The organism is Fortiea sp. LEGE XX443, from assembly GCF_015206815.1.
In the GTDB taxonomy this organism is placed as follows: domain Bacteria; phylum Cyanobacteriota; class Cyanobacteriia; order Cyanobacteriales; family Nostocaceae; genus Nostoc_B.
Genome location: NZ_JADEXZ010000078.1, coordinates 1 through 25,244 on the forward strand (window position 1 = coordinate 1; position 25,244 = coordinate 25,244).

General features: G+C 41.2%; 29 protein-coding genes and 1 pseudogene. 18 read left to right on the forward strand and 12 right to left on the reverse strand.

The annotated features are described in order from the left end of the window. From IQ259_RS27320 to IQ259_RS22350, 6 genes are all read left to right on the forward strand, one after another. The coding region (locus IQ259_RS27320; protein ID WP_228014705.1) for a hypothetical protein at window positions 1–202 on the forward strand (202 nt) is incomplete at its 5' end. Window positions 203–302: 100 nt separating this feature from the next. After that, the gene (locus IQ259_RS22330) at window positions 303–1,241 is read left to right on the forward strand and encodes a LysR family transcriptional regulator (RefSeq protein WP_193888225.1); all 939 of its coding nucleotides are present in this window, start codon (window positions 303–305) and stop codon (window positions 1,239–1,241) included. Between the two features lie 41 nt (window positions 1,242–1,282). Continuing rightward, entirely contained in the window at window positions 1,283–1,462 is a 180-nt protein-coding gene (locus IQ259_RS22335) for a hypothetical protein (RefSeq protein WP_193888226.1), read from the forward strand. A 128-nt stretch (window positions 1,463–1,590) separates the two neighbouring features. Next, window positions 1,591–2,640, forward strand: a complete 1,050-nt coding sequence (locus IQ259_RS22340) for an anthranilate phosphoribosyltransferase family protein (RefSeq protein ID WP_193888227.1) — start codon at window positions 1,591–1,593, stop codon at window positions 2,638–2,640. A gap of 202 nt (window positions 2,641–2,842) precedes the next feature. Next, on the forward strand, window positions 2,843–4,321 hold the full coding sequence (gene glgA / locus IQ259_RS22345; protein WP_193888228.1) for a glycogen synthase GlgA: 1,479 nt from the start codon (window positions 2,843–2,845) through the stop codon (window positions 4,319–4,321). Window positions 4,322–4,834: 513 nt separating this feature from the next. Next, entirely contained in the window at window positions 4,835–5,320 is a 486-nt protein-coding gene (locus IQ259_RS22350; protein WP_193888229.1) for a hypothetical protein, read from the forward strand. Between the two features lie 146 nt (window positions 5,321–5,466). Here IQ259_RS22350 and IQ259_RS22355 read toward each other — a convergent pair whose 3' ends face one another. The 8 genes from IQ259_RS22355 to IQ259_RS22390 all read right to left on the reverse strand — a co-directional run bounded on the left by IQ259_RS22355 (window position 5,467) and on the right by IQ259_RS22390 (window position 12,559). After that, window positions 5,467–6,003 (reverse strand): nucleotidyltransferase family protein, encoded by a 537-nt coding sequence (locus IQ259_RS22355; protein WP_193888230.1) that lies wholly within the window; start codon window positions 6,001–6,003, stop codon window positions 5,467–5,469. A gap of 33 nt (window positions 6,004–6,036) precedes the next feature. Further along, window positions 6,037–7,170 (reverse strand): hypothetical protein, encoded by a 1,134-nt coding sequence (locus IQ259_RS22360; RefSeq protein ID WP_193888231.1) that lies wholly within the window; start codon window positions 7,168–7,170, stop codon window positions 6,037–6,039. 267 nt (window positions 7,171–7,437) lie between these two features. Further along, the gene (locus IQ259_RS22365) at window positions 7,438–8,028 is read right to left on the reverse strand and encodes a hypothetical protein (RefSeq protein WP_193888232.1); all 591 of its coding nucleotides are present in this window, start codon (window positions 8,026–8,028) and stop codon (window positions 7,438–7,440) included. 45 nt (window positions 8,029–8,073) lie between these two features. Continuing rightward, window positions 8,074–9,420, reverse strand: coding sequence for a DUF2254 domain-containing protein (locus IQ259_RS22370; protein ID WP_193888233.1), 1,347 nt, complete (start codon window positions 9,418–9,420; stop codon window positions 8,074–8,076). Further along, window positions 9,417–10,424, reverse strand: coding sequence for a mechanosensitive ion channel family protein (locus IQ259_RS22375; RefSeq protein ID WP_193888234.1), 1,008 nt, complete (start codon window positions 10,422–10,424; stop codon window positions 9,417–9,419). The genes IQ259_RS22370 and IQ259_RS22375 overlap by 4 nt, the downstream gene beginning before the upstream one ends. 32 nt (window positions 10,425–10,456) lie before the next feature. Next, entirely contained in the window at window positions 10,457–11,272 is an 816-nt protein-coding gene (locus tag IQ259_RS22380; RefSeq protein WP_193888235.1) for an ion transporter, read from the reverse strand. A gap of 26 nt (window positions 11,273–11,298) precedes the next feature. Further along, a complete protein-coding gene (locus IQ259_RS22385) occupies window positions 11,299–11,793 on the reverse strand; it encodes a hypothetical protein (protein ID WP_228014706.1) in 495 nt (164 codons plus the stop codon). Between the two features lie 256 nt (window positions 11,794–12,049). Further along, complete coding sequence (locus IQ259_RS22390; protein WP_193888236.1) at window positions 12,050–12,559, reverse strand: hypothetical protein; 510 nt, start codon at window positions 12,557–12,559, stop codon at window positions 12,050–12,052. A gap of 302 nt (window positions 12,560–12,861) precedes the next feature. Between IQ259_RS22390 and IQ259_RS22395 the strand changes: the two genes are divergently transcribed. From IQ259_RS22395 to IQ259_RS22430, 8 genes are all read left to right on the forward strand, one after another. Further along, window positions 12,862–14,103, forward strand: coding sequence for a glycoside hydrolase family 10 protein (locus IQ259_RS22395; RefSeq protein WP_193888237.1), 1,242 nt, complete (start codon window positions 12,862–12,864; stop codon window positions 14,101–14,103). Window positions 14,104–14,588: 485 nt separating this feature from the next. Then, complete coding sequence (locus IQ259_RS22400) at window positions 14,589–14,924, forward strand: cation:proton antiporter subunit C (protein ID WP_193888238.1); 336 nt, start codon at window positions 14,589–14,591, stop codon at window positions 14,922–14,924. Then, on the forward strand, window positions 14,921–16,360 hold the full coding sequence (locus IQ259_RS22405) for a cation:proton antiporter (protein ID WP_193888239.1): 1,440 nt from the start codon (window positions 14,921–14,923) through the stop codon (window positions 16,358–16,360). Before IQ259_RS22400 ends, IQ259_RS22405 begins: the two co-directional genes overlap by 4 nt. After that, window positions 16,345–16,734 carry a Na+/H+ antiporter subunit E gene (locus IQ259_RS22410; RefSeq protein WP_193888240.1) on the forward strand — a complete coding sequence of 130 codons (390 nt, stop codon included), beginning with the start codon at window positions 16,345–16,347 and terminating at the stop codon, window positions 16,732–16,734. Before IQ259_RS22405 ends, IQ259_RS22410 begins: the two co-directional genes overlap by 16 nt. Further along, a complete protein-coding gene (locus IQ259_RS22415; RefSeq protein ID WP_193888249.1) occupies window positions 16,731–16,988 on the forward strand; it encodes a hypothetical protein in 258 nt (85 codons plus the stop codon). The genes IQ259_RS22410 and IQ259_RS22415 overlap by 4 nt, the downstream gene beginning before the upstream one ends. After that, window positions 16,985–17,263 carry a monovalent cation/H(+) antiporter subunit G gene (locus tag IQ259_RS22420; RefSeq protein ID WP_193888241.1) on the forward strand — a complete coding sequence of 93 codons (279 nt, stop codon included), beginning with the start codon at window positions 16,985–16,987 and terminating at the stop codon, window positions 17,261–17,263. Before IQ259_RS22415 ends, IQ259_RS22420 begins: the two co-directional genes overlap by 4 nt. Further along, the gene (locus tag IQ259_RS22425; RefSeq protein ID WP_193888242.1) at window positions 17,256–17,873 is read left to right on the forward strand and encodes a DUF4040 domain-containing protein; all 618 of its coding nucleotides are present in this window, start codon (window positions 17,256–17,258) and stop codon (window positions 17,871–17,873) included. The genes IQ259_RS22420 and IQ259_RS22425 overlap by 8 nt, the downstream gene beginning before the upstream one ends. Beyond that, window positions 17,870–18,532 carry a Na(+)/H(+) antiporter subunit B gene (locus tag IQ259_RS22430; RefSeq protein WP_193888243.1) on the forward strand — a complete coding sequence of 221 codons (663 nt, stop codon included), beginning with the start codon at window positions 17,870–17,872 and terminating at the stop codon, window positions 18,530–18,532. Before IQ259_RS22425 ends, IQ259_RS22430 begins: the two co-directional genes overlap by 4 nt. Window positions 18,533–18,655: 123 nt before the next feature. On the opposite strand, the gene IQ259_RS22435 is transcribed toward IQ259_RS22430, so the two are convergent. Next, window positions 18,656–19,126, reverse strand: coding sequence for a tellurite resistance TerB family protein (locus IQ259_RS22435; RefSeq protein WP_193888244.1), 471 nt, complete (start codon window positions 19,124–19,126; stop codon window positions 18,656–18,658). A gap of 186 nt (window positions 19,127–19,312) precedes the next feature. On the opposite strand from IQ259_RS22435, the gene IQ259_RS22440 reads away from it, so the two are divergent. Further along, window positions 19,313–20,128: a class I SAM-dependent methyltransferase gene (locus IQ259_RS22440; protein WP_193888245.1), complete on the forward strand. Its 816-nt coding sequence runs from the start codon at window positions 19,313–19,315 to the stop codon at window positions 20,126–20,128. 379 nt (window positions 20,129–20,507) lie between these two features. Here the strand turns inward: IQ259_RS22440 and IQ259_RS22445 are convergent, their stop codons facing one another. Next, window positions 20,508–21,767: an FGGY-family carbohydrate kinase gene (locus tag IQ259_RS22445; RefSeq protein WP_193888246.1), complete on the reverse strand. Its 1,260-nt coding sequence runs from the start codon at window positions 21,765–21,767 to the stop codon at window positions 20,508–20,510. 160 nt (window positions 21,768–21,927) lie between these two features. On the opposite strand from IQ259_RS22445, the gene psaM reads away from it, so the two are divergent. Next, the gene (psaM, locus tag IQ259_RS22450) at window positions 21,928–22,023 is read left to right on the forward strand and encodes a photosystem I reaction center subunit XII (RefSeq protein ID WP_027404816.1); all 96 of its coding nucleotides are present in this window, start codon (window positions 21,928–21,930) and stop codon (window positions 22,021–22,023) included. A gap of 276 nt (window positions 22,024–22,299) precedes the next feature. Here psaM and tnpA read toward each other — a convergent pair whose 3' ends face one another. After that, window positions 22,300–22,713, reverse strand: coding sequence for an IS200/IS605 family transposase (gene tnpA / locus IQ259_RS22455; RefSeq protein ID WP_193888247.1), 414 nt, complete (start codon window positions 22,711–22,713; stop codon window positions 22,300–22,302). A 29-nt stretch (window positions 22,714–22,742) separates the two neighbouring features. On the opposite strand from tnpA, the gene IQ259_RS22460 reads away from it, so the two are divergent. Continuing rightward, window positions 22,743–23,930, forward strand: coding sequence for a transposase (locus IQ259_RS22460; protein ID WP_228014707.1), 1,188 nt, complete (start codon window positions 22,743–22,745; stop codon window positions 23,928–23,930). A 417-nt stretch (window positions 23,931–24,347) separates the two neighbouring features. Then, entirely contained in the window at window positions 24,348–24,929 is a 582-nt protein-coding gene (locus IQ259_RS22465) for a hypothetical protein (RefSeq protein ID WP_193888248.1), read from the forward strand. A gap of 119 nt (window positions 24,930–25,048) precedes the next feature. Here IQ259_RS22465 and IQ259_RS22470 read toward each other — a convergent pair. Further along, window positions 25,049–25,244 (reverse strand): annotated as a pseudogene (locus tag IQ259_RS22470) (IS630 family transposase); the annotation flags it as partial.

Here is a 25,244-nt window from a genome sequence, read left to right on the forward strand (position 1 = left end):
GGGCAGGGGGAAAGGTAAAAACCTTGCCCCTTGTGGGCAAAAGCCCCCTTGCTCCTTTTCTCCCTTGGTTGAAGCCCCACCCCTTGTGGGTGGTTTTTCTCCCCTGCTCCCTGCTCCCTGCTCCCCTGCTTTTTTCACTTTTGCCTTGGCTGCGATGGTTATGAAATTCATAAATAAAAAGAAAAAGTTAAATTTCTATTAAAATATGTCAATTACAACCAGATGTAACAAACTCTACTAAATTTTGGAGGAAAAACCGTTAACTTAATGAGATCCATAAATGTAATTCAGGCTACATTGACATGCGACTAGAGCAGTTGCAAGCTTTTTTAGCGATCGCAGACACCGGCAGCTTTCAACAAGCCGCCCGACAATGTGGTGTCACCCAATCAACTATCAGTCGCCAAATTCAAGCCTTAGAAGCGGATTTGGGTGTAGAACTGTTTCACAGAACCAGTCATGCTAAATTAACTTTGGGCGGTGAACGTTTACTACCTCGTGTTCGTAAGATTTGCCAAGAGTGGCAAACTGCTACACAAGAATTAACAGATTTAATGGATGGAAAGCAACCAGAATTGTGCATTGCTGCAATTCATTCGCTGTGTGCTTCTTATTTGCCACCAGTATTACAAAAATTCTGTCGTGATTATCCTGAAGTGCAATTGCGGGTAACTTCATTGGGAAGCGATCGCGCTTTGAAAGTTCTCAAAGATGGTTTAGTAGATTTAGCGATCGTCATGAATAATCGCTTTTTAACCACCAGTAGAGAGATGGTAGTGGAAGTTTTATATGATGAACCGATAGAAGTTCTCACCGCAGCTAATCATCCTCTAGCTCAATATGACCGCATCCCGTGGTCAGAATTAATTCATTATCCCCAAGTAGTGTTTAAAGATGGTTATGGAATGCAGCGCTTGGTACAAGATAAATTTGAGCGATTAGAAGCTACACTCCATGCGGCTTTAGAGGTGAATACCTTAGATGCGTTTCGCGGAGTGGTGCGTCAAGGTGAATTAATTGCTTTACTACCAACTTCTGCATTAGTAGAAGCGCGTCACGATCCAACCTTAGCAGTTCGACCCTTAGCAAACCATACTTTAGATCATTCTGGTTTGACGCGTCGCGTGGTGATGGTGACAACTCAAGACAGGCTTCAAATTCCACCGATTAAACATTTTTGGGAACTGGTATTAGAAAATATTCCTCTCCAATCTCAAGCTGTATACACACAAGTCTCTTAAGATTGTCACGCTAGTAAGGCAAGTAAGTCAATGCAATAGCATTGCAGGTTAATACAATTAAATTGCGAGTCGATACAATGGCATTGCAGGTGGATACAATTAAATTGCGAATCGATGCAATGGCATTGCAGGTGGATACAATCGAATTGCGAGTCGATGCAGTGGCATTGCAGGTGGATACAATCGAATTGCCGATAAAGAAACTTGTGTGTACACCGTAGCCAATCACAAAAGCAGCGATCGGCTTCCTAAAGTATGATTAGTCAACTGAAGTATGAAGTGTGAAGTATGAAATTTTATCCTTTAGCCTTATGCTTCCTGCTTTTAGACAAATGACCTTTGACTAAGTATGAGCAATTTATTCAGGGAATTACTGAAAAAGGTAGGAAGTGGCAATCACACAGGAGAAAATTTAACTCGTGCTGAAGCTGCGATCGCTACTAAAATGATGCTGTTGGGGGAAGCAACACCAGCCCAAATCGGCGCATTTTTAATAGCCCATCGCATCAAACGTCCAACAGGGGAAGAGTTAGCAGGTATGTTGGATGCTTATGATGAACTAGGCGTAAAACTCCAACCAATTGCCGCTGCACTTGGAGCGATAATCTTAGGCATACCTTACGATGGCAGAACACGCACCGCACCCATTAGTCACGTCACAGCTTTACTCCTCGCCACTGCTGGACAACCTGTAATCATGCACGGTGGCGATCGCTTGCCCACAAAATATGGTTTACCATTAATAGAAGTTTGGCAGGGTTTAGGTGTTGATTGGACTGCTTTATCTTTGCCTCAAACCCAACAAGTATTTGAACAAACAAAAATTGGTTTTATTTATACACCGAAGCATTTTCCCTTAACTCAAAGTATTTGGGAATACCGCGACCAACTTGGTAAGCGGCCGCCCTTCGCCACAATGGAATTAATTTGGTGTCCTTATGCTGGTGATGCACACTTGATTGCTGGGTTTGTTCATCCGCCGACAGAGGCGATGTTTCAAGCTGCTTTAGAGCTAAGGGGCATGAAAAAATATACTTTAATTAAAGGTTTAGAAGGTAGCGGTGATTTACCACGCGATCGCACAGCAATTATTAGTTTATCAGCAACGCCGGATTTAGAAAGGTTGCTGCTGTCTCCTCATGATTACGGTTTCACTACCAAGAATGTACCTTTGGGAACTACAGCAGAATTACTAACCCAAATTCAAGCTGTTCTAGCGGGAAAACCAGGGGAATTAATGCAAACAGCCTTGTGGAATGGTGGATTTTATCTATGGCGGTGTGGTATTTGTTCAGATATGCGATCGGGTATAGCCAAGGCTGAAGAATTATTGACTAGTGGTGCGATCGCTGCCAAACTTCAAGAACTGAGTCGTGTACTCAATGACATTACTCTCTGACCCTTGCGGTCTTAATGATAAGTCTTTAACGTCAGTTCCCCACTCCTCAGTATCTGTCTTTTAGAGGATGAAACAACTTTGCTATCTACCATCTGTATTAAGCTTTTCTGACTATCATTCAAATACTTACTTGTCAATGAGTACATATTTCATATATTGATCAGTATAGTAAATATAAAGTTTTATGTAGCGAGGACTAGGAATGTACATAGTACAGATTGCCTCGGAATGCGCTCCTGTAATTAAAGCAGGCGGTTTAGGGGATGTCGTTTACGGACTGAGTACGGAATTAGAAGGTAGAGGCAATTGCGTTGAGATTATTTTGCCCAAGTATGATTGTATGCGCTACGACCATATTTGGGGACTGCATGATGCCTATAAGGATTTGTGGGTACCCTGGTACGGTGCAGCAATTCATTGTTCTGTGTACTGTGGTTGGGTACATGGAAGATTGTGCTTCTTCATTGAACCCCACTCTGAAGACAATTTCTTTAATCGCGGCTGCTATTACGGTTGCGATGACGATAACATGCGCTTTGCCTTCTTCAGCAAAGCCGCTTTGGAATTTCTCAATCAAAGCAACAAGCGACCTGATGTTATCCATTGCCATGACTGGCAAACTGGCTTAATTCCAGTCTTGCTGGCCGAAATTTACAAGTATAACGGCATGGAATATCAGCGAATTTGCTACACCATCCACAACTTTAAGCATCAGGGAATAGGTGGTGTACAGACACTCTCGGCCACAGGTTTAAATCGAGAAGCTTATTATTTCCAATACGATAAGCTACGTGATAATTTCAACCCCTTTGCTTTGAACTACATGAAAGGAGGTATAGTTTATTCCAATGCAGTAACTACAGTTTCACCAAACCACGCTTGGGAAGCTCGTCATACGGAAGTTGGTTGTGGTTTAGGTCATACATTGCATTTGCATCAAGATAAATTTACAGGGGTTCTCAACGGTATCGATTACGATTTTTGGAGTCCTGGAGTTGACCGCTACATCCCCCATAATTTCACACACGAGGATTTTGAACAAAAACTATATAACAAAAAAGCTTTACAAGAGCGGCTGATGCTTCGTGCTGCTGATAAGCCAATCGTTGCTTACATCGGTCGGTTAGATAATCAAAAAGGTGTACATTTAGTACATCACGCCATTTACCACGCCTTGAATAAAGAAGCACAGTTTGTACTACTTGGTTCAGCAACAGAAGCTGCAATTAATCAGCATTTCCGGCATGAAAAACAATTTTTAAATAATAATCCCGATGTGCATTTAGAATTGGGATTTAATGAAGAATTATCCCACCTCATCTATGCCGGAGCAGATATGATTGTTGTTCCCAGCAATTATGAACCCTGCGGGTTAACTCAGATGATTGGTTTAAAATACGGTACAGTACCCATTGTTCGTGGTGTCGGTGGATTGGTGAATACGGTATTTGACCGAGATTACGAACAGAATTTACCGCCAGAAAAACGCAATGGCTATGTGTTTTATGAGACAGATAATTACGCTCTTGAGTCTGCAATGAATCGAGCAATTGATTTGTGGTATCAATCTCCTGAAGAGTTCCGTCAACTAGCTATTCAGGGGATGAAATATGACTACTCATGGAATATTCCTGGAGCCGAGTATTTAAAGATTTACGATAGAATCAAACACCCGTGGTAAGTCTGTTTCATTGAGTAGATTTCGTCTAATTCAATACAAAATTAATAAAGGTGCGTTCGTAATACGCACCTTTATTAATTTGTTGGACAATTTTATTTCTCTACAATTACTAAATAATTCTTAATTATATTTAATAGTATTTTTGATACTTTTTATTAAGTAAAGATTTTCTCTGGCTCTCTTAATTCTCCTGAAATCTTACGGAAAATCAAAGAAAGGCTTTTGATTTTTGTTAACCTTTAGTGCTTGCTATTGATGATTTTTTGCATACAGTGAAAGTCAGAGTAATTTTCTAATTAACTGGATGTCTCAAGCTAGGTTTCAGTAGAACATTATAGCTTGATATGTTAATCAACGCGATCCGCGACTTATTCTTAAAACCCCTCTCCAAACCTTTCCTCGCTGCGGAGAGAGGCTTTGACTATTACTCTCCTTCCCTGGTAGGGAAAGGGTTGGGGGTTAGGTTTGAAAGAAAGTTGCACACCACGTTCATCATATTTTGAGAGGTAATTTATGATTCACCACATTTCTATTTCGGTAAAAAATCCTCAGCACGTAGCTAATGTAATGGCAGAAATTATGCACGGCAAAGTAGTGCCTTTTTCACCTAATCCTGGTGGTTACATGATGCTGGTGGGAGATGAATTTGGCTCAGGAATTGAGTTTTATCCATTGGGTAGTGAGCTTATCCCAAATGTATGGCAAGGACAAGCCGGATTTCAGATGAATGAGCATCCTGCAAATTATACATCTGTTCATGCAGCAATTTCTGTTCCTCTCAGCGTAGAAGAAATTGAACGGATTGGCGCACGGGAAGGATGGCGAGTGCTTCCTTGCAGCCGTGATGGTGCTTTCGATGTTGTGGAATTTTGGATTGAAAACTGTCTGATGTTAGAACTCCTGACTCCAGAGATGACAGTTAAGTATCTGGATGCAACCAACCCGCAAAAATTAGAACAAATGGCTAATGCAGTTGCTGGTGTGGATGCGCGGAGATAATTTAAAAATTGATGTGTGCGGATTTTTTTAGTCATTAGTCGTTGCTTAACACAAACAGCGATCGCAGCGCTGTGAGTTGGGTTGATTTACCTAACTTTCCAACTCTGTGCGATCGCATCTAATTCTCTTTACATTTTGCTGTCATATTATGCCAATCTCAGATGGGGACACTTTGAAAGAAAAGTCGATGCCTTGTTATGGGCATCTGGGTTGTGAACGTGTGCTGGTGTTGGTCGAATCATGCCAGCAAACAGGTCATCTAATCCATAAGGTGTAAAAAATTCCCATTGGTTTTGGATATTTAATCTGACACCTACAGCAGTGGCTGTGTGCAACCAATCTTGTACACCATCCTCTGTACTAGAGTAAGGACGGCGGCCTGGTCGCCACCGTGCAAAACTCGCTTGATTTTTGACATCAAATTGATAGTTGGGAAATTTTTCTGTGAGGCTGGTTTTTGTAGATAGTTCCTGGGAACGGTTTCCTGATTCATCAAAAAAGGCAATATCAAAGTCATTGATGACTAGTTCACAGTTTTCACCAAATATTGCCCGCCAAACGCTGTTGCGTACTGCACCCCCGGCTAACCACCAGTTAGGTAAATTGACTTGAGCTATATCAGGTAATACAGTACCAATAGGTGTGTCAGCTAAAATTGTCTGTAAACGAGCATTAGTATTCATCTGGGAATAGCTACAGGGTTGAGTGTACCGTCATTAGTAGTTTTGAGTGTTGTTAATCTTACTCCAAGCTTGAACTACTACCTGTAAATTTTGCGGCAGATTATTTTGCGAAATATCGTTGTATCTTACCGTACCATTCCTGCTGGTGAGAGTGTAAGTAATATAATCAGCTGCGCCATTGGGTGCTGGATAACTCAGATTTTTAAATTCTCCTCTGGTACGATTGAGCGATTGCTGAAATTGTCGCAACCGCCATAAAGAAACACGGCGTACACTACGTTCAGAATCATTCGCATCACCAATGCGTACACGAATCAAACTGCCATCATTGAGTAAGACTGTTTCGTAAGTTCTACCAGCAAAACCCCCACTGGAGATTTGGCGGAATATTACACCTTGATCTAAAGGTGGTGGTAATTCCCTCGTGGGAATTGGGACGGCTTTGGCTGTATTAGCTAAATTCTCATTCTTAGCCAGCTTAATGCGTGAACCATCGTTATCAGATAAGAAAACCCAGCGCTGATTTGCCGCACCTACAGTTACTTGCCAACCAGAGACAACAATTGGATCGCAAGGATAGGGAGGGGTAGAGCGATCGCAACCATCTGACCAATTAGTTGCTTTAAAATCTATAATACTTAGCGATCGCGCTGACAGTCCTGATATTTCTTGAGCTTGTTGTAAAACCGCATTCCTAACTTTTTGTGGTAGTTGCTTCTGTGATGGAATATTTGCAGAAGCTAAACGTAAAGAACGCCCGTTATTATTAGTGTGATAAATCCACTTTTGCCTACCATTAGACACCACAACTCGCCAACCAGGAACTAATGCTTGGGTGCAAAATTCATTTGGTTGGGGTAGTTCTAAACAACCATTACGCCAAGTCTTTTGACTGTAGTCAATAACTTGCAGTTCTCTGGTAGATATTCCGGCTTTACTGGCTAAATCTTTTAATATTGCGTTAGCTACTGAAGGTGGTAAGCGATTTGGCTTAGTTTTATCTGGGTAAACTTCATTTGTGATTGCTGGCGATAAGTTTGCTGGATTTGCTGTGGCACTTTTAAGCAAGGTTAATCCACTACCAATAGACAAAATGCCGGTCAAAACCAAGGCGGTCAAAATTCTGGCTTGATTGGTGGTATGATAGTCCTTCAACATAGTTTTCATAAATAAAATGCCCTTGTTAGTAAATATTTAAGGCATTAAAAACTGATATCTAGTAATTAATGACAAAAAAATACACAGTTCCAAAACTATATTTACTTGGGATTGCTCAAGTGTTTGGCTTTGGAAGCAGATATGAGGAGAGACTCTGGTACACAGATGGTTTGTTCCTGAATTTTTACAACTAGATTTAGCATTTTTCTGCTTTTTATCTATGTGTTTTTTCTTCATAATCTTATTTTTAAGTATCGAAGATTAAGTGTTTTAAATTTACGTATCACTTTGCACATGATTTGTATCTACACGATTTGTCCACTCTCGCAATGCCCAAAGACTAATTAAAGCTGCTAATCCAGCGCCGAGAGAGTCCATAACTAAATCAATAATAGTGTCATCTAAACTTTCAATTACTTCAGTGCTAAGAATGTTACCAGCAGACCATTCCGCAACTTCCCACAAAGCACCAATTGCAATTCCAAAACTAGTAATTGTCACCAGATACAAAAGTGTATGATTCCGAAATATACTCAACATTGAACCGTAGACTAAAAAACTGAGTGCCAGGGTAATTGCAAAAGTCGTATAAAGATGGACAATCTCATCATAGGGGCCTGGCATACCAAATAAACCCCAAACCCAACCAGTAGCATTAAGCAATGCCGCCAAGACAAACAAAAAATCAAATAATGTGGGTAATTTATCATCTCGGATGACAAACACCAAGGATACAATCAGGAAGAATGCCAGACCCAAAGCATTTGACCACTTACCTTGAAATGCTGCGGCTATGACAAAAATTGTTAGTAGAGCTTGTCCTATCCATGCGATAATTCGATAACCTTTCCAATTCAGATTTTTCATAAGTATTCCTCAAAAATCTATTAATTTAAAACGCCATTTTTCTAGTTAATCCCAATCCTTATTAGTGTCATCATTATTTAAATTTTTAATGATCTGGTAATACCTCTCTTCTACATCTTTGTTGTCTCGTTCTTGTGATAGTCCCTCACGGCTATCTTGTAAAATTATGTCAGCATGATGCCGCAGGACTGCTTGATATTTGGAATTGTTAGTGTAAGTAGCAATTAAAGCTATAGCTTCTAATAAACGAATAGTTACGGCGACATCAGACCGGCCATACTGACGAATTTGGTTAAAAGCAGCATCGGTTAATTCGGCAAACTTTACGCCTTCGGCAATGACTCGCAGTTTATTATTGTCATAGCGATAAGGTGAAGGGAAATTCCTTTGAACGAGGTGACATAATCCAGCACTTAATCGGTCAATACAGCGAATTGCTGTAAATGGATCATTCACAGCAGGAGAGATAGCACGTAAGGCAATTTCTACTAATTGATTTATAGGAAATTCTACATCTTGCTGCTCTGTACGTTCTTTACCAAAAATAAAGGCATCATTGATTTTTTTTGTAAGTTTTTTATTGACTTTTTCTCCAGGAAAAACCAAGACTAAATCACCACCTTGAACTACAAATTTTCCTGGTCGAACTTGAATACGTACTAGCAAATTATGCTTACAAGCAATTTTCATCAATTCTTTATCATCAATTGCTTGTAAATAACCAGTATTATTAGCTCGAATTGGTAAAGCTTCTTCCTCAAAGGATATGGGAATTTCTTCAACCCCTTGTCTGTCTTGTGGTTCACTAAGCCCAATTTTTTCGGGAAATAGCCGCTTAATTGCTGAATGTAAATCTTCACTAACATTTTGGATGACGTGAGATGCTTGAATTATTGTTGAAGCATGATGAATAAAATAAATCAAAACACCAATGCTAATAATTGCCAGTAAAATACCAACTGTCACTGCAAGTTGTGGCACAAACTGGCTGTATCCATCTCCATCTCCATGAATTGTCCTAAGTACGAATAAGCAGTAAATGAAGGTACCAAGAAATGTCCCAAGTACAACTTGATTACCTGTATCCTGCATAAAATTACGCAGAAGTCGTGGCCCAAAGTTGGAAGCAGCAAGCTGAAGCGCCACGATTGTAATAGAGAAAGCTGTAGCAGCAACGCTCACCATCGAACCAGCCACAGCTTCTAAGAGCGATCGCGCTCCATCAGTTCCACCAGTGTAAACCCACCAATAATTAATTCCTACTTTATCTGTGCGGTCAAAACTAAGCATTGTGAAAGCTAAAGCAGTAGCTACCACAGCCATAACTGCTGGTATGAACCAATAACTTGAGTGGAGTTGATCCCACAGTTTGCTTACCTTGACGTTTCTCATTGTTGATTAGTTTGAGAATCTACTTTGCCGTTGTTATCTTGTGAGGAGCGTACTTGAGCAAGTAATCTGAGCGAGTCACTGATGCGGCGAGGCTTTGGAACTTCACCTTTACCAGATGGCCAACCTTCACGCTGACGGGAGCGATCGCCATCTGTTTCTTCGGTTTGGTCGTGGAACAAAATTTGTTGAGTTGGGAAGGGTAAATCAATGCCATTTGCAACTAAAGTTTTCTTAATTGCAGACAGTACCTTGTCTCGTGATTGAAGAGAGTCTATCCTTCGTGGCGGATGAATCCACCAACGTACACGGATGTTGACAGTGCTTTCCGCAAGTTCCATTACCAGTACATCAGGAGCGGGTTCTCTTAAAACTTCGTCTACACTATGCACTGCGTCTAACATCAACTGCTTGGCTTGGTCAATGTTATCGTTGTAGCCTATACCGACATCGTATTCTAATCGCCGATTATCAAAGGCAGTGTTTACAGTTACAGAATTAGTAAACAACTCAGAGTTAGGAATGACAATGCGCCGACCGTCATAAGTTCTAATTGTTGTGGCTCTTGTCTCGATATTTTCGACAGTTCCCTCGAAGTTTTTGAAGACTATCTGGTCATCAATTTGAAAAGGTTCAGTCAGCAGAATTAAAATCCCAGCTAGGAAGTTTTGTAAAATATCGCGGAAAGCAAAACCAATCGCCACACCGCTAATTCCCAAAAGTTGCACCAAATCACCCGCTCTAAATGTTGGAATCACAATAGAAAGGGCAATAAACAACCCAATCAAAATTGTCACTCCTTGTGCCAGCCTTCCCAGTACTAATCCTAGATTCCGGGCATAGCGACGATGGCGAGTTAACCGCTTGACCAATGCCTTAATTCTACTAGCAATAAACAAAAAGAAGATGAAGACAATCAACGCTAAGACAATGTTTGGTAGCAAAGCGATAAAACCATTGATCATGCTTTGAACTTTATCCCAAGCTGTGGAGATTTCTGCATTCATGAACTTTCCTCACTCATTAATCTTTGCTCACGTCAACGCTGTGAATTCTGATGCAACAATTCTTGAATTTCCTGCCGCAACGCTGTAATTTCACCTTGAAGCACTTGAATCGATTTCGCTCCAGCTAACTCTGCTTCATCATCATCAGCATCACGACCAATAAAGAATGTCGCTAGAGTTGCAGTGACATAGCCAAACACGGCAAACGCGTATAACGCCAAGAAAAAACAAAGTACCCGACCTTCCGGGGTTTTAGGCCAATACTCAGAACCCATCGTTGTGATGAGCATGGCTGTCCACCATAAAGCAGTGCCGTAATTGTGCAGCCCAGATTCTATAGGAACTTCATTTTCAAACGCATACATCCCTGCTGCTCCTAGTAAAGTAACAATCATTGTCAACGCCACAACATAACCAAAGCCTCGACGGCTAATACTTGCTGAGAGAACTCGCATTCCTCGGTTAGCACGAGTCATGACTCGCAACAGTTGTAAGCCTCGCACAGCCCGTGCTGTTCGGAGTATTTTTATGACTCGGATAATCCGAAAAGTACGCAGCGCTGGCAAAAATAGAGAAATAACTGTTAGCCAGCTGCTTTTGATGTAAGAAATTTTATGAGGAGCGATCGCTAGTTTTAGTAGAAAATCTAATATAAAGATTATCCAGATAGTGATGCTAACAACTTCCAGTAAAGAATTTAATCCCCAGATGATTTCGATGATGAATAGTGCTAACCACACAAAGCCCAACACCAGCATGGGAGTTTCTAGCCAATCTTCTAACTGTTGCAGGACTTCGCTGCGTTCTTTTTCTAGGGCTTGTTTTTCCAAAAGCTTAGAACTACTCATAATAATTCGTAATTCGTAATTCGTAATTAAGGGCTAGTAGAAGGGGTTTCTAGGACGTTGACATCAACCAAAGGTGTGACATTAAAATCTTGTTTTAATAAGTGTGTTTGAACTGCTTGGGTGAGGCGATGCCTACGGCGGGCTGCGCCTACGCAGATTTCTTCATTCGAGGCTGTAGCTTGCGGTTGACGCTGCACATAAATAACAGATAGCAGAGTATCCTGATCTGCTATATTGGAGCGTGTGAAGCGCACATTCGACTCTACTAATTTTGCTAAACCAACTTGTTCCACAGTTTTTTGAACTTGGGCGTTGGCACGTTGAGCAAGACTGGAACTTTGTAGATTAGGAGAATGGGAAAACTGCCAAGTTAGTAAACCTGCTAATACGATGACAGTTATCACCAAGGCAATACCGAATACCTGTTTTTTCCCACGTTGATAGCGAGTTCCTTGAGCAGACAACCCGAAAACAACTGCTTTTCCGTTTCCCCGTGGTACTTGGATAATGAGTTGACGCATTTTCACCTCCTATCACTAACCATCTTGCTTTTTGAGGCGATCGCTCTACTACCCAAAGAAATATTTTGTGGAAAACAACACTCAATTCTCGTTGGAAATTGCTAAAGGGACTTTTAAAACATTTTCTTAGTCACAATCCATCAAGTTTGGGTTGACAAACTGGTACCGCCATGAATTCAAAATTCAAAAAGTTTATTCTATAAGCTTTTTGGCTATTTGGAATAGGTGCTTTATTTCCGCCGTATTGTACTAGTAGTTATATCAATCTTTGTGAAGTACTGAGAGTTTGTTTTTCAATTAATTTATTGTTAGAAATATCAAACCTAATGGTAGTAGCAGCCCAGTTTTTTAAATCAGGTGCTAACCAAACTAGCTTGCTGAGAATTTCATCATTGACCCACAACACTACGGGATAATGCAGATTTTTACGAAACTCATCTCGCATGAGATTTGCACTGATCAGTAGTTGATTGATTGCGATCACCGATTCTAAACCATGTACTATCACAGCTTCAGGATGAGCAATACCAATAGTATCTGTGATCGTTGTATAAAGCGTCTCATCAGTAGGTGACAATCTAATTTCTTGGATAGTTACCGACGATATATTCTGTAAAAACTTTAGTATTTGCTGTTGTTTAGGCACAGAATCACAACAGGCTAATATCAGAGAAAATTCCCCAGATGCAACCTTAAGCGCCCTTGCTAGTCTCTCAGATGCTACGCTGTTCTCTGGGCTATCTTGTGAATTATTTAGACTATTCATGACAAACCCTACACTTAGTCTTAAAAGTAGCAAACTTTACAGCAGAGTCATTTAAAATTTTGTTACTTATAATACAATTTTATGGCTGGTAGTTGGTGGGAAATTTTTTCTTGTAATAAATAGCATAAACCTTAATGTTCAATAATTAGGTAAACAAGTAGTAATTTGTCTGAGCGACAAAATGGCAATGACTTGGGAATGTTGCGTTATTTTGTAATAAATTTTACATAGCAGATGATAAAGCAACTTTTGCCCAAATATACTAGTCATTTTTCCAGGTTTTCTTTTGTCTGTAACCAAATATGAAAAAATTTGTGAAGTGGTGTGTTGAGTTACTTCGTGGGAATATTCGTCATAGTCGAAAACAAGCTTTATTTGCAGCTATAGTTATTCTCAGCATGATTGCGACAGTCATGCTTTCGTTCCCCATCGCCGCGCAAAATATTCCAGAGCGATCAGAATTAAGAGGAGTATGGTTAACAAATATTGATAGTGATGTATTGTTTGAACGCAACCGTCTCAAGAATGCCTTGCAACGCCTAGATGAATTAAACTTTAATACCGTCTATCCTGCGGTGTGGAATTGGGGATATACATTATATCCTAGTAAAGTTGCAGCTAAAGTGATTGGGCGATCGCTCGATCCAACACCAGGGTTGCAAGGGCGAGATATGCTCAAAGAAATTGTCGATGAAGGACACAAAAAAGGGTTAAAGGTGATTCCCTGGTTTGAATTTGGCTTCATGGCTCCAGCGGATTCCCTGTTAGCTAAAAATCGTCCCCAATGGCTGACAAGTCGCAGCAATGGTACAAAAATTGTCAAAGAAGGGACACACGATCGCGTTTGGTTAAATCCTTTTCACCCAGATGCACAAAAATTTATTCAAGATTTAATCGTTGAAATAGTCCGCAACTACGACATTGACGGTATTCAATTTGATGACCATTTTGGCTTGCCTTCAGAATTAGGCTACGATGCGTATACAGTGGCACTTTACAAAAAAGACCATCGTGGAAAAGCGCCCTCGAAAAATCCCAAAGATCCAGAATGGTTGCGTTGGCGAGCGAATAAAATCACCGCATTCATGAAGCGGGTGTTCACAGCTATTAAAACTACGAAGAAAAACTGTCTGGTTTCCGTTGCGCCTAATCCCCAGCGTTTTTCTTACGAATACTTTTTAGCCGACTGGCAAAAATGGGAACGTATGGGACTTGTAGAAGAATTGGTGTTGCAGATATATCGAGATGATTTGAATGTGTTTGTCAAAGAATTAGAGTATCCAGAAGTCAAAGCTGCACGTAGTCATATTCCTGTGAGTATTGGGATTATTACTGGATTGAAAAATAAAAACGTACCCATCGCCCAAATTCAAACACAAGTGCAGAAAGTACGCGATCGCAACTTTGCTGGTGTCTCCTTCTTTTTCTATGAAACTCTGTGGAACTTGAGCAAAGAAGCATCTTCAGTGCGTCAAGCCGGCTTACAGAAAATGTTCCCCACTTCAGCAAATTATCCCAATTTACTTGCGGGTTGGAAACCGTAGGCAAGTGTGAAGGCTGAATAATAAAAAAATGTTATTGTAGCGCCAGCCAAAATTCCACACTAGTACATCACGGCGTAAATAGAGTAGAGACGCGATATATCGCGTCTCTCCAAAATTCATGTGCATCGTAATTAGAGTTCCATTTCGCACCACCCAATCTACTGCATTTTTAATAAACTTAATCTGCTTTTGTGGGATGCCTTCTACTTCTATTGCAATATTAATGTGATGATATGAGCATTGATTATAGAGTTATATCAATGCCTATCTATTAAAAATGAGATGATATTTTTTAAAAAAGAGATACAAAGATAGGCGAAAATACTTTTTAGAAGTGAACTTTTCGTCAGATTGGCGATCGCACAGCGTCAAATGAAATATGCAAGGTAATTTACCATGAAGCCAAGGGCTGGTTAGGTCTGAAAAAATATAGTGAATTTTATCAAAAATAATTACGCTCAACCTTTACCCAACAGAAAATTCCCGTGTTAGAAGCATGTATACTCGCAACAATATTCTGCGGATTTTTCGGCATCATCCTTAAAAAAAACCTTGTGATGAAGATCATCTCTATGGATGTTATGAGTACAGGGGTGATTGCCTATTACGTGCTGATTGCATCACGAGATGGTTTGTTCACGCCCATTGTTTCAGATGCTACACATGGCGCTTACTCCGATCCAGTTCCCCAGGCGGTTATCTTGACAGCGATCGTGATTGGCTTTTCGATTCAGGCTTTAATGCTGGTCGGTGTCATGAAGCTGGCGCGGGATAACCCGACATTGGAAAGCAACGAGATCGAGAAGAACAATATGCCATGAATACCATTACACTCTCCTGGATTGCACTCCCGTTTTTTGTGGGGTTCGTTATTTATCTGCTGCCTCAACTTGACCGCTATCTCGCCCTGAGCATGGCCTTTGTTTCGGCGGGATATGCGTTGCAGTTATTTGTAAGTCAGTCGCCACTAACGCTGAATTTACTGGATAATTTCGGCGTGACATTAATGGTCGATCAATTGAGTGGCTACTTTATCTTGACCAATGGGTTGGTGACAGCGGCGGTCATCCTCTACTGTTGGCACAGCAAGAAAACAGCTTTTTTTTATGCCCAGACCATTATTTTGCATGGTAGTGTCAATGCGGCGTTCGTCTGTTCAGATTTAATCAGTTTATATGTGGCGTTAGAGGTCATTAGTATTGCCTCTTTCCTGTTGATTGCCTATCCCCGTACTGACCGCTCAATTTGGGTTGGCTTGCGCTATCTGTTTGTTAGCAATGTAGCCATGCTGTTTTATCTTGTGGGCGCGGTGCTGGTCTATCAAGCACATCACTCTTTTGGTTTTGGCGGTTTACGCGTAGCACCACCGGAAGCGCTGGCCCTGATTTTTGTGGGACTATTGACAAAAGGGGGGATTTTTGTATCGGGATTATGGTTGCCTTTAACTCACTCCGAATCAGAAACACCAGTGTCGGCGATACTGTCGGGAGTTGTGGTAAAAGCTGGTGTTTTTCCCTTAGTGCGTTGTGCGCTGATGGTGGAAGAGGTTGACCCGATAGTAAGAATCTTTGGAGTTAGCACTGCGCTTTTGGGAGTGTTTTATGCAGTCTTTGAAAAAGACACCAAGCGGATGCTGGCGTTTCATACAATTTCGCAGTTAGGTTTTATCATGGCTGCCCCAGTTGTGGGTGGCTTTTATGCCCTAACTCACGGACTAGTTAAATCGGCGCTGTTTTTAATAGCGGGCGTTTTACCCAGTCGCAACTTCAAAGAACTGCAACATCAACCGATCGCTACCTTAATCTGGATTGCTTTGGTGATGGCCAGCTTCTCAATATCGGGTTTTCCCTTGCTGTCCGGCTTTGGGGCAAAGGTGTTGACTACCAAAAATCTGTTGCCTTGGCAAGCGATCGCCATGAATATTGCAGCCCTCGGAACGGCAATATCCTTTGCTAAATTCATATTTCTGCCCCGTGGGGGAAAAGCCGATGTACAGCCCGGTTTTTGGGCAGCAATCATCCTCTTAATTGGTGGGTTGTTCCTAGCTAATATTGTGTATTACGAGGCTTATACCGTCGAGAATATCATCAAACCCCTCGCAACTATCGGCGTTGGCTGGTTGGCATACTTGCTAATTTTTAAACACTCAATATACAGGCTACCGCGTGTCCTTGAGGAATTTGAGCATCTGATCGGTGTGATGAGTCTGATTTTGATTCTGTTGTTCTGGAAGGGATTTGCATGGTTGGGCTTCTAAATCTCATATTGCGACTGACTATCTGGTTTCTGCTCACTGCTGATTTGAGTGTGGCAAATATCATTATTGGTATTTGTATCGCACTTTTATTGCCTGGTGGTCGCACAGCTAGGCAATCATTAAAAGATTGGCTGCGTGTACTAGGTGAGATTATCGTGGCAATTCCGCAGGCGTATATTGAGGCATTTGAAATTATCTTCCGTCCCCATAACCACGAAGACGTGACGATGGAACAAGTCAAACCACGACGAACGCCTGGACTGATATTTCTCGATATATTCCTGATTACTTTTACGCCAAAGACCATTGTTTTGAAATATCACGAAGCAGGCTGGTACGAAGTCCATTGGGTGCGACGGAGGACAAAAGCATGATTTTGAATCTGCTATTGATTGCCATGATTCTGGCACTGCTCATTCCCATGTATGAGGCATGGCAGGATGATGATATTTGGCAAAAAATGCTGGCATTTGCCAGTAGTGCCACCAAAACTTCCATCATGATCCTAGTTGTGTCCGTCCTGCGTGATGACTGGATGATCGGTGTTGTCGGGGTGATTATTTTGAGTGTGGGGAATGCCGCACTTATGCTATTAGCTCATGTCCTCAAACGAATGAATCAACTATGATCAACGCACTTAGTTATTTTTGCATTGGTTTAGGCATTGTTTTCTGGTTTTGGGGGACATTTCCCCTGCTTGGCGATCGCTCAGTGTTATTCAAGCTGCATAGTCTTTCGGTAGCAGATACCCTCGGCTCAATGAGTATCGTTGTCGGATTGCTGCTGAAAATTCCTAGCGAATGGCCGCTACTCATCCTCGCCATCATTTCCCTAGCAATCTGGAATACTGTGCTGGGTTATGTGTTGGCTTACTGTTCCAGTGGTGAGGAAAGCCATGACTGATAGCTATGTTTATGTCATTATTGCCCTGCTGCCCTTAGCTGCCTGTATGCTGGTGTTTCAGTCCAATCCATACCATGCCTTGGTCATCCGGGGGATATTGGGAGCAGTGGCGGCCTTGGTATATACGGTTTTGGGGGCGGCGGATGTGGCTTTGACCGAAGCACTGGTGGGTACAATGCTGGCGATTACACTCTATGCGATCGCAGTCCGCTCATCGTTGGTTATCCATCTTGGTGTGCTGGAAGACAAGGCGATTGATATAGAAGGCGAACGCCATCTTGAGCAATTAATAGATAACTTACGCACAATTTTTAGTAAACGCCATGTGCGTCTTGAGTTAATCCCCTACACCAATACACAGGCTTTACACCAAGCATTGATGAATAAAGAAATCCATGCGACTTGTGTGCCACGATCAAAATACGATGGCCAAAACCACACAACAAGTGACGATGAAAAGCAACCCTACCACACCATAACCAGAGTTCGACGCATCTATGACATTATGCAAACCGAACTTTCTTCGCCTGCCACAAGTGTGTCCTACGCCACTGTGCCAGAAATTAGCACACCCGATTTAAAAGCACCAGTTTTAGGGGAACATCGATGAAATGGCTCTATATTGCAGCAGGAATCGTGCTATTTGTCAAATTCCTGTTTATACCCAATCCAACCGCAGACTTACCAGATATCTCAATTGTTGAAGCGGTTGTCCAAGATAGTGGTGTTCCTAATGCTGTTTCGGGCATTATTTTCCGCAATCGACTGTATGACACTATCTTCGAGGTAATAGTATTTACGATCGCCATTATGGGAGTGAGTTTTCTACTGGCGAATGAAAGGCCATCCTGCACAATCTATCAGTTCAAGGATCAACCATCCATTGTGCTGGCGCGTCTAGGTGCGACAATTGCCGCATTGGTAAGTATCGAACTCGCTATTCGGGGGCATCTCAGCCCTGGTGGTGGTTTTGCAGCTGGGGTGGCGGGTGGAACTGCGATCGGCTTGGTGGCGATCACCTCATCACCAGAGTGGATGCAGGAGATATATCAACGCTGGCACGCTGCTACATGGGAGAAAGTTTCAGTGTTGATTTTCATTGTCCTGGCAGTTATGACTCTGGCAGGATTGGAATTACCCCACGGAGAGTTGGGCGCACTGGTGAGTGGTGGGGTTATCCCTCTGCTGAATATCCTGGTTGCGGTTAAAGTCGCCTTAGGATCGTGGGCTGCTATTTTGATTTTTATTCGTTATCGCGGATTGTTGTGAAAAGGTAGCAAGCACCCTAAAGGTTGTGGTTGATGGGAATTGAACTTTGTTTTTAGGTGGGTTAGCGATCGCCTAACCCACTGCTAGTAATATTTAAAAATTCAGTACCGGTAAAAATTATTCCTATTCTTCTTCTTCTTCATATTCTTCCTCTTCATCGGCTCCAAACACTTCATCTATCAGTTCTTGGGCGCGTTCGTTGGTAATATTTAAGGCTTCTTGAAGCTCAGAAATATAATTCTGTTCACTCTCAGGTACTTCTTCGTCAATACCTATCACCAAAATGGCTGTGATGTATGCAGCTTCACGATAACTTCTGTTTGGTAAGGAATCAATCGCTTGGGCAATTAATTCTTCTGGCTCTTCTTCTTCTATGAGACTGGCTACTTTTTCATCTAACTCTTCAAAGTCTTCGTCACAGTAATCTTCAAATTGGCTAATTGCGCCAAGCATTTCACTCAAAGCGTATTCTTCTGTTGAGGTAATGCCTTCACCATCAGCTGCTGCGGAAAATAGTCCAATAAGAGCGATCGCTACTTCTGGTTCTAGAGCAACTGAACTGGCGCTACGACCTCTAGGCAAACATTTAGACATAAAAGTCCTGTAGAATTTTGATGGTGCTTGAAAAAGCAATCTCTGATACTGAAAATTGCTTCCTCATTAGCATTCCCAAAACCAATCCGAAAAAACACAGATACTCTAGTTTTTTTGTAAACTTTATTTTCTACATACACACTCTTAAGTGTATGTAACGCAATTATGCAACGCCATAAAAGATATATGACTACGACTATTTCTTTTGATCGAGTCTCAGATATCTACGACGCAACACGAGGACTCCCAACAGGCGTATCTGAACAAGTTACTGATTTCATCCTCAACTTAATTTCACCAACCGCAGAGACTAAATTTTTTGAAACTGGTATCGGGACTGGTAGAATTGCTATCCCCATTGCCAAAAAAGGCTATTCATACACAGGTGTAGATATTTCCCATAAGATGTTATCTGAACTGCATCAAAAACTAGAAGGTATTTCCCATCAATTAACAACAGTTAAAGCAGATGCTACTTTTTTACCATTTGCTGACAACTCCTTTGATGTAGCGCTAACAGTTCATGTATTTCATCTTATTTCGGCTTGGAAACAAGCACTGGCAGAAATTCGCCGAGTCCTCAAGCCTGGAGGAATTTACCTCTACAGTCACGGTAATATGAACTCTATCCGCGTAAATGAGGATGTGAATCAAGATAGGTTTGAGTTTCACAAACGCTGGAAAGCAATCTTAGCTAGTTATGGATATGTGCTACCTCGTTACGGCGCAAAAGAAGATGAGGTATTAGCTGAGTTACACCAACAAGGTGCGACTTTAGAAACAGTCATTGCTGCTACCTGGTGCATAGAAATGTCTGTGGACAAATTACTACAACATCATGAAAGTAAAATATATAGTTCTGCATGGAACATCCCAGATGATATTTTTACCTGTGCAATTCAAGATTTACGGGAGTGGTGTTTGCAGCGCTATAATTCTTTAGATTATAACTTTTCTGAAGAACGCAAGTTTAAGTTTGTCATAGTGCGTAACTGGGCTTAATTGCACCTATTAACGTGAGTCTCCAACAAAAGTAAATAAAGAATATTTTTTAGGAGTTTGATAAGTATAGGACTTACGCACTGTACAAAATAATCATCTTGTGTATCGACGTAAATACGTCATTTCAGCCTTTTGGAAATCACTCTTGATTGGTTGCGTAGAGCAGTATCATCAAAATCTCATTGAAAAATCTAGCTAGAAGCCTTGAAAACTATACATGTTATTTTGGCTTCTCTGTCAATGCGTAAGTCCTATACTAGTACAATACGGCGTAAATAAAGCAGCCATTCCAAATAGCCAAACAGTCTGTTCTATAATGTCGAAGCATGACTTCCAACTTGGGGTGCTAGGGATGATTAGAAAGAGAAGTCTGTCAAATTCACATTCTGTTAACCTTTGTTTTAGCTAAAAGTGCTGTTCCATAAGCCGCTTCGGTGTTTACTGACGCAACTACAGGTACTTTTAAATGCCGTTGACGAATAACAGTCCAAGTGGAATTTGCTGCACCACCACCTGCTGTATAAACACGTTGCAACTTTTCTGCACCCAAGTTTTGGAGTAATTCATAACCGCGTGTTTCTATGCGGGCGATACTTTCTAGCAAACCGTGTAAAAATTCCTTTGGATGATTTGGGCGTGGTGTTAATCGTGGTGGTAAATTGGGGTCGTTAATGGGAAAGCGATCGCCTGGTTTCAATAAGGGATAATAATCTAAATCACTGGCTTTTGTTGGATCAATCTCACGGCTCAAACTTTCTAACTCTGCATTCGTAAAAAATTCTCGCAACACTGCACCACCAGTATTAGAAGCACCTCCAGTCAGCCATAAATCACCCAAGCGATGGCTGTAAATTCCATATCGTGAATCCTCTACACGGGTACGACTTAATAATTTAAGTACCAATGTTGAACCAAGAGATGTCACCGCTTCTCCTGGAGATTCTGCACCACTGGCAATAAAAGCGGCAATACTATCGGTTGTACCAGCACACACCAGACAATCTTGCCGTAAACCGAATTGAGACGCAATTTCCGGGCGGATTTCAGCAATGGGAGTTCCTGGTGGTAAAACTTTAGGTAATTGAATCGGTATTTCTAACTTCTCCAACCATTCTGGATATTGCAAAGGTTCCACGTCATAACCCAGTTTTAAAGCATTGTGGTAGTCGCTAATACCTAATTGTCCATGCAGCAGAAATGCTAACCAATCTGCCTGATGTACAAAATACTTGGCTTCTGTAAAAAATGCTTGCTGTGACATCCACAGAAGTTTAGCAAGGCTGGAAGTAGCACTTAATACTGTATGGTTGGGTGGAGCAACTTTCCGCAACTGCTCCAAGACAATTTCTCCCCGCCCATCGTTGTAAAGTAAAGGTGTATCGACAGGCTGACCAGCAGCATTGCACAGCATAACAGTAGAAGAAGTCCCGTTAATTGCGATCGCCCTGATTTCTTGCCGCAATTGGGATGGGATTTGCCCCAGCAAGCTAAATAATGCCCTTTGCCACTCAATCGTTAAATCCGCACCTGTATAATTACCCCAAGGATGCCGTATTTCTATTTGCATGACAGCTTCATCATCAATCACCACACCACGCGCCCCAGATGTGCCGTAGTCAATGCCTAAATACAAATCCATATTTTTATAAATTTTTATGATGAAAGATAACTATAGACTACTGACTGACAGCGGCTTTTGTTGCATCTTGTAACAAGATATTCCCCAAAATTGGCAAAACAGGGAAAAGTAGTAAACGAACCGTCCAAATATTGATTTAAAACTCCGGAGGTTTTCCATCATGCCTATCTCAGATACCCAAGTTTATATTGCTCTAGTTGTAGCGCTAATTCCAGGAATTCTGGCTTGGCGTTTAGCAACCGAACTTTACAAGTAACACCACGCTCTGACTTCGTAAGCAGAGCATAACAGTAAGTGCTACATCAATACACAACAATCAGGCTTTGTCTGGTTGTTGTGTATGCTGCTGAAACTTTTAAACCATTATGGAAAATTGTTAGACAGTGGAAAAGCTATTTTTATCCAGAGAAATTCTTTAAAACTAAAACCTATAAAAGTTGCCAACAAAAAGCCTCAATTCCCCACCCATCAACCTCTGGTATGATGGGTGGGGAATTGAGGCAAAGATTCTGTAACTGAACAAAGTGAATCCTTATTGATGAGGTGATTGTTGTTGTTGCACATATTGTTTTAACTGTTCAACTGTGACCCCACCACAACTAGCGACGAAGTAAGAATCTGTCCACAAAACAGGTTTTGTATACACTTGACTCAAAATAGATTCAAACTCTTGGCGAATTAATCGACTAGAAACAGTTTTGAGATTGGCAATAAATTTACTTAATTCAATTTGTGGATGGTAACGAATGAGTAAATGTACATGATCAACTTCACCGTTAAATTCTACTAATGTGCATTCCCATTTGGTACAGGTATCTTTAAATATGTCTGCCAGCCTAGATAGCATAGGCTCATTAATTACTTTTTTTCGGTATTTAGTCACAAAAACTATATGAGCAGTAAGAGAGTAAACAGAGCGAAAACCTTTATCATATAACTCTTCCATCAATAAGCAATAAATGATATACTAACATTATGATTTTAACTTACTGCTACCGAATTTTACCTAATGCCGCGCAAATAGCTTTAATGTCAAATACATTAGAGCTACTACGTCGTCATTGGAATTACGCATTGGGGCAGAGGTTAGATGCACTCAACAGAAGTCGTTGTCAAATTGACCGATGTTCAATAATTAGTGAACCAATTGGAGAAATCCCACAGCGAGTTAATTACTATACTCAGCAAGCAGATTTAAAGCAAACAAAGATACTATTTCCCGATTACAAGAATATCTGGGCAGAATCTCAGCAAATCAATTTGCAGCGTTTAAATCAAGCGTGGGAACGGTGGTTAGTCCCAGACGCATTAGGGAAACGTGGTGGTCGCCCTAGATTTAAAAAGCCTGGGGAACTCAGGTCTTTTATTTACCCACGAGTGAACTGCCCGAAGGCAGGTGCTAACCTCAAAAATGGTAGATTAAAGCTGAGTAAAATCGGTGAGATGCCAGTCCGACTGCACCGACCACTACCACAGGGCTTTGTACTCAAAACTTGTACGATTGTGTGCAAAGCTGATGGATGGTACTGCTGCATTTCCATGCAAGATAATTCTGTGCCGCAATTATTACCTCTTGATGAGGTTAAATCTGCTGTAGGGATTGATGTTGGACTGAAAGAATTTTTGACGACATCAGATGGTGATACAGTTGCGATTCCACAAATTTATCGTCAAACTCAACATCACCTAGCACGACAACAACGCCAACTAGCTCGTCAACAAAAAGGTTCCCGGCGACAAGCTAAAAAGAAAAACCACATCGCCCGGATTCATCAAAAAATTGAGCGTCAGAGGCAAGATTTTCACTACAAAACAGCACACAAATTAGTCAAAAATTTTGACTTAATTGCCGTAGAAGACCTAAATATTAAAGGTCTTGCTAGAACAAAATTGAGTAAATCAATTCTGGATGCCGCATGGGGAGCATTTATCAATATCTTGGAGGCAGTGGCGGTCAAACGCGGTGTCCGAGTAGTTAAAGTTAACCCCCATTCTACGAGTCAGAATTGTTCCGCTTGCGGTCATAAAGTCCCGAAAATTCTCTCTGTTCGTTTGCATCATTGTCCGAAATGTGGATTATTGATGGATAGAGATGAGAATGCCGCAATCAATCTTTTAAATCGGGCAATTAACGAGGTGGGACTCATCTTGTCTGCGCGTTGAGGCTTCGGGGCAGCCCAGCCTGTGAAGCGCGAAGCTTTTTTAGAATTTGATGGTTCTTTACTATCTAGTTCTAGATTAGTAGCTCCCGTTATACCGCATGGTTAACAGGAGAGAACGTCACGTGTCAGCGATTCCTTACAACCGAAACATTCCGTATGGATGGTAAAATAATTATGAGTGAATGCACATGCCTTCCCTACACTTACAAGTAACTAAGGCAGTTTTCGCAGTCAGATAAAGTTGTGGCTGCAAGAGAGGTATTTTTATCTTGTCTAGCTTGTGTTCCAAATTTGACTATAAACTGACTATTAATTCTTCAATAGTTAACCTGCCAGCTTGACTGTTCATCTGGACTAAACCCGGAAGACAGGTGGAAAGATTTGAATAAGTACTAGTAAATAACAGACAATTTTGCTAATGAGAATTTGGGCTGCAATAGTTGTACTAACTTCTTCTTGGCTAGTCTCTGGGTTAATAGCGTCTAAGCCAATCAACGCTACAGTTGCGATCGCTGACAATACAATATCATCCTCGCAGTTAATTTCTCAATCAAGCAATACTCAAAGGTCGATCACCATCGACAAAGCTGAGTTTGGCATAGCCAGAGTTGATGCGAGAGGTAAAGTTAACTTCATCCCCACATTTAGAGTACCACTACAAGAAGGTAGTAAATATGGGTGGCGAATTCAACTTAAAGACTACAAAGGTGAAGTTACATGGCGAGAAGTTTTACGATTGCCAAAACAGCCAGAAACTTGGGCTACCGATGATGGTGAAAACTTCACAGTCTCAGCTGACGGTACAGAGTCGGTGATGAGGCGCAAAACTTCAGCTAATGATGGTGTGATTGAAAACTATTGGACGATCGCAGCTGGCGATCCCCCTGGTAAACATAAAATACAGGTATACGTTGATGATCGTCTGATTGCAACTTTCGATTTTGAAGTTTTTCCCGTAGACAGACAAGAGTCAACAGGTACAAATCGCCGCAGATTTTAATCAGATAAAAAAGCCTATTTACAATATTGTAAATAGGCTTTTAATATTTCTATTTATCATCTAGTCGACGAAAAATATCAAGTCGCTCAATTTAGAAATTCAGAACGAATTATATAGGACTAGTATTTGATTTCTGAAAAAGCTCCGTACATCTGGAGAGAGAGAAAATCAAAGGTAGTGTTTCGGAGAAACCACTCAAACATCCACTTTAAATGAGAGAATGTTGGAATTAAAGCGCAAAAACGTCTAACCCAGGTTTTTGCTTGTAACCAAATATCTTCTATAGGATTTTGGGATGGGCAGTTAGGAGCAAAG

Excerpts from the sequence above, each read along its gene's own strand:
- IQ259_RS22465 (WP_193888248.1), top strand. The coding sequence starts at position 24,348 with ATGAGAATTTGGGCTGCAATAGTTGTACTAACTTCTTCTTGGCTAGTC.
- IQ259_RS22415 (WP_193888249.1), top strand. The coding sequence starts at position 16,731 with ATGATTTTGAATCTGCTATTGATTGCCATGATTCTGGCACTGCTCATT.
- IQ259_RS22340 (WP_193888227.1), top strand. The coding sequence starts at position 1,591 with ATGAGCAATTTATTCAGGGAATTACTGAAAAAGGTAGGAAGTGGCAAT.
- IQ259_RS22370 (WP_193888233.1), bottom strand. The coding sequence starts at position 9,420 with ATGAGAAACGTCAAGGTAAGCAAACTGTGGGATCAACTCCACTCAAGT.
- tnpA (WP_193888247.1), bottom strand. The coding sequence starts at position 22,713 with ATGGAAGAGTTATATGATAAAGGTTTTCGCTCTGTTTACTCTCTTACT.
- IQ259_RS22405 (WP_193888239.1), top strand. The coding sequence starts at position 14,921 with ATGAATACCATTACACTCTCCTGGATTGCACTCCCGTTTTTTGTGGGG.
- IQ259_RS22410 (WP_193888240.1), top strand. The coding sequence starts at position 16,345 with ATGGTTGGGCTTCTAAATCTCATATTGCGACTGACTATCTGGTTTCTG.
- IQ259_RS22350 (WP_193888229.1), top strand. The coding sequence starts at position 4,835 with ATGATTCACCACATTTCTATTTCGGTAAAAAATCCTCAGCACGTAGCT.
- IQ259_RS22425 (WP_193888242.1), top strand. The coding sequence starts at position 17,256 with ATGACTGATAGCTATGTTTATGTCATTATTGCCCTGCTGCCCTTAGCT.
- glgA (WP_193888228.1), top strand. The coding sequence starts at position 2,843 with ATGTACATAGTACAGATTGCCTCGGAATGCGCTCCTGTAATTAAAGCA.
- IQ259_RS22460 (WP_228014707.1), top strand. The coding sequence starts at position 22,743 with ATGATTTTAACTTACTGCTACCGAATTTTACCTAATGCCGCGCAAATA.
- IQ259_RS22390 (WP_193888236.1), bottom strand. The coding sequence starts at position 12,559 with ATGAATAGTCTAAATAATTCACAAGATAGCCCAGAGAACAGCGTAGCA.
- IQ259_RS22420 (WP_193888241.1), top strand. The coding sequence starts at position 16,985 with ATGATCAACGCACTTAGTTATTTTTGCATTGGTTTAGGCATTGTTTTC.
- IQ259_RS22355 (WP_193888230.1), bottom strand. The coding sequence starts at position 6,003 with ATGAATACTAATGCTCGTTTACAGACAATTTTAGCTGACACACCTATT.
- IQ259_RS22360 (WP_193888231.1), bottom strand. The coding sequence starts at position 7,170 with ATGAAAACTATGTTGAAGGACTATCATACCACCAATCAAGCCAGAATT.
- IQ259_RS22380 (WP_193888235.1), bottom strand. The coding sequence starts at position 11,272 with ATGAGTAGTTCTAAGCTTTTGGAAAAACAAGCCCTAGAAAAAGAACGC.
- IQ259_RS22445 (WP_193888246.1), bottom strand. The coding sequence starts at position 21,767 with ATGGATTTGTATTTAGGCATTGACTACGGCACATCTGGGGCGCGTGGT.
- IQ259_RS22385 (WP_228014706.1), bottom strand. The coding sequence starts at position 11,793 with ATGCGTCAACTCATTATCCAAGTACCACGGGGAAACGGAAAAGCAGTT.
- IQ259_RS22430 (WP_193888243.1), top strand. The coding sequence starts at position 17,870 with ATGAAATGGCTCTATATTGCAGCAGGAATCGTGCTATTTGTCAAATTC.
- IQ259_RS22435 (WP_193888244.1), bottom strand. The coding sequence starts at position 19,126 with ATGTCTAAATGTTTGCCTAGAGGTCGTAGCGCCAGTTCAGTTGCTCTA.
- IQ259_RS22365 (WP_193888232.1), bottom strand. The coding sequence starts at position 8,028 with ATGAAAAATCTGAATTGGAAAGGTTATCGAATTATCGCATGGATAGGA.
- IQ259_RS22440 (WP_193888245.1), top strand. The coding sequence starts at position 19,313 with ATGACTACGACTATTTCTTTTGATCGAGTCTCAGATATCTACGACGCA.
- IQ259_RS22330 (WP_193888225.1), top strand. The coding sequence starts at position 303 with ATGCGACTAGAGCAGTTGCAAGCTTTTTTAGCGATCGCAGACACCGGC.
- IQ259_RS22395 (WP_193888237.1), top strand. The coding sequence starts at position 12,862 with ATGAAAAAATTTGTGAAGTGGTGTGTTGAGTTACTTCGTGGGAATATT.
- IQ259_RS22375 (WP_193888234.1), bottom strand. The coding sequence starts at position 10,424 with ATGAATGCAGAAATCTCCACAGCTTGGGATAAAGTTCAAAGCATGATC.
- psaM (WP_027404816.1), top strand. The coding sequence starts at position 21,928 with ATGCCTATCTCAGATACCCAAGTTTATATTGCTCTAGTTGTAGCGCTA.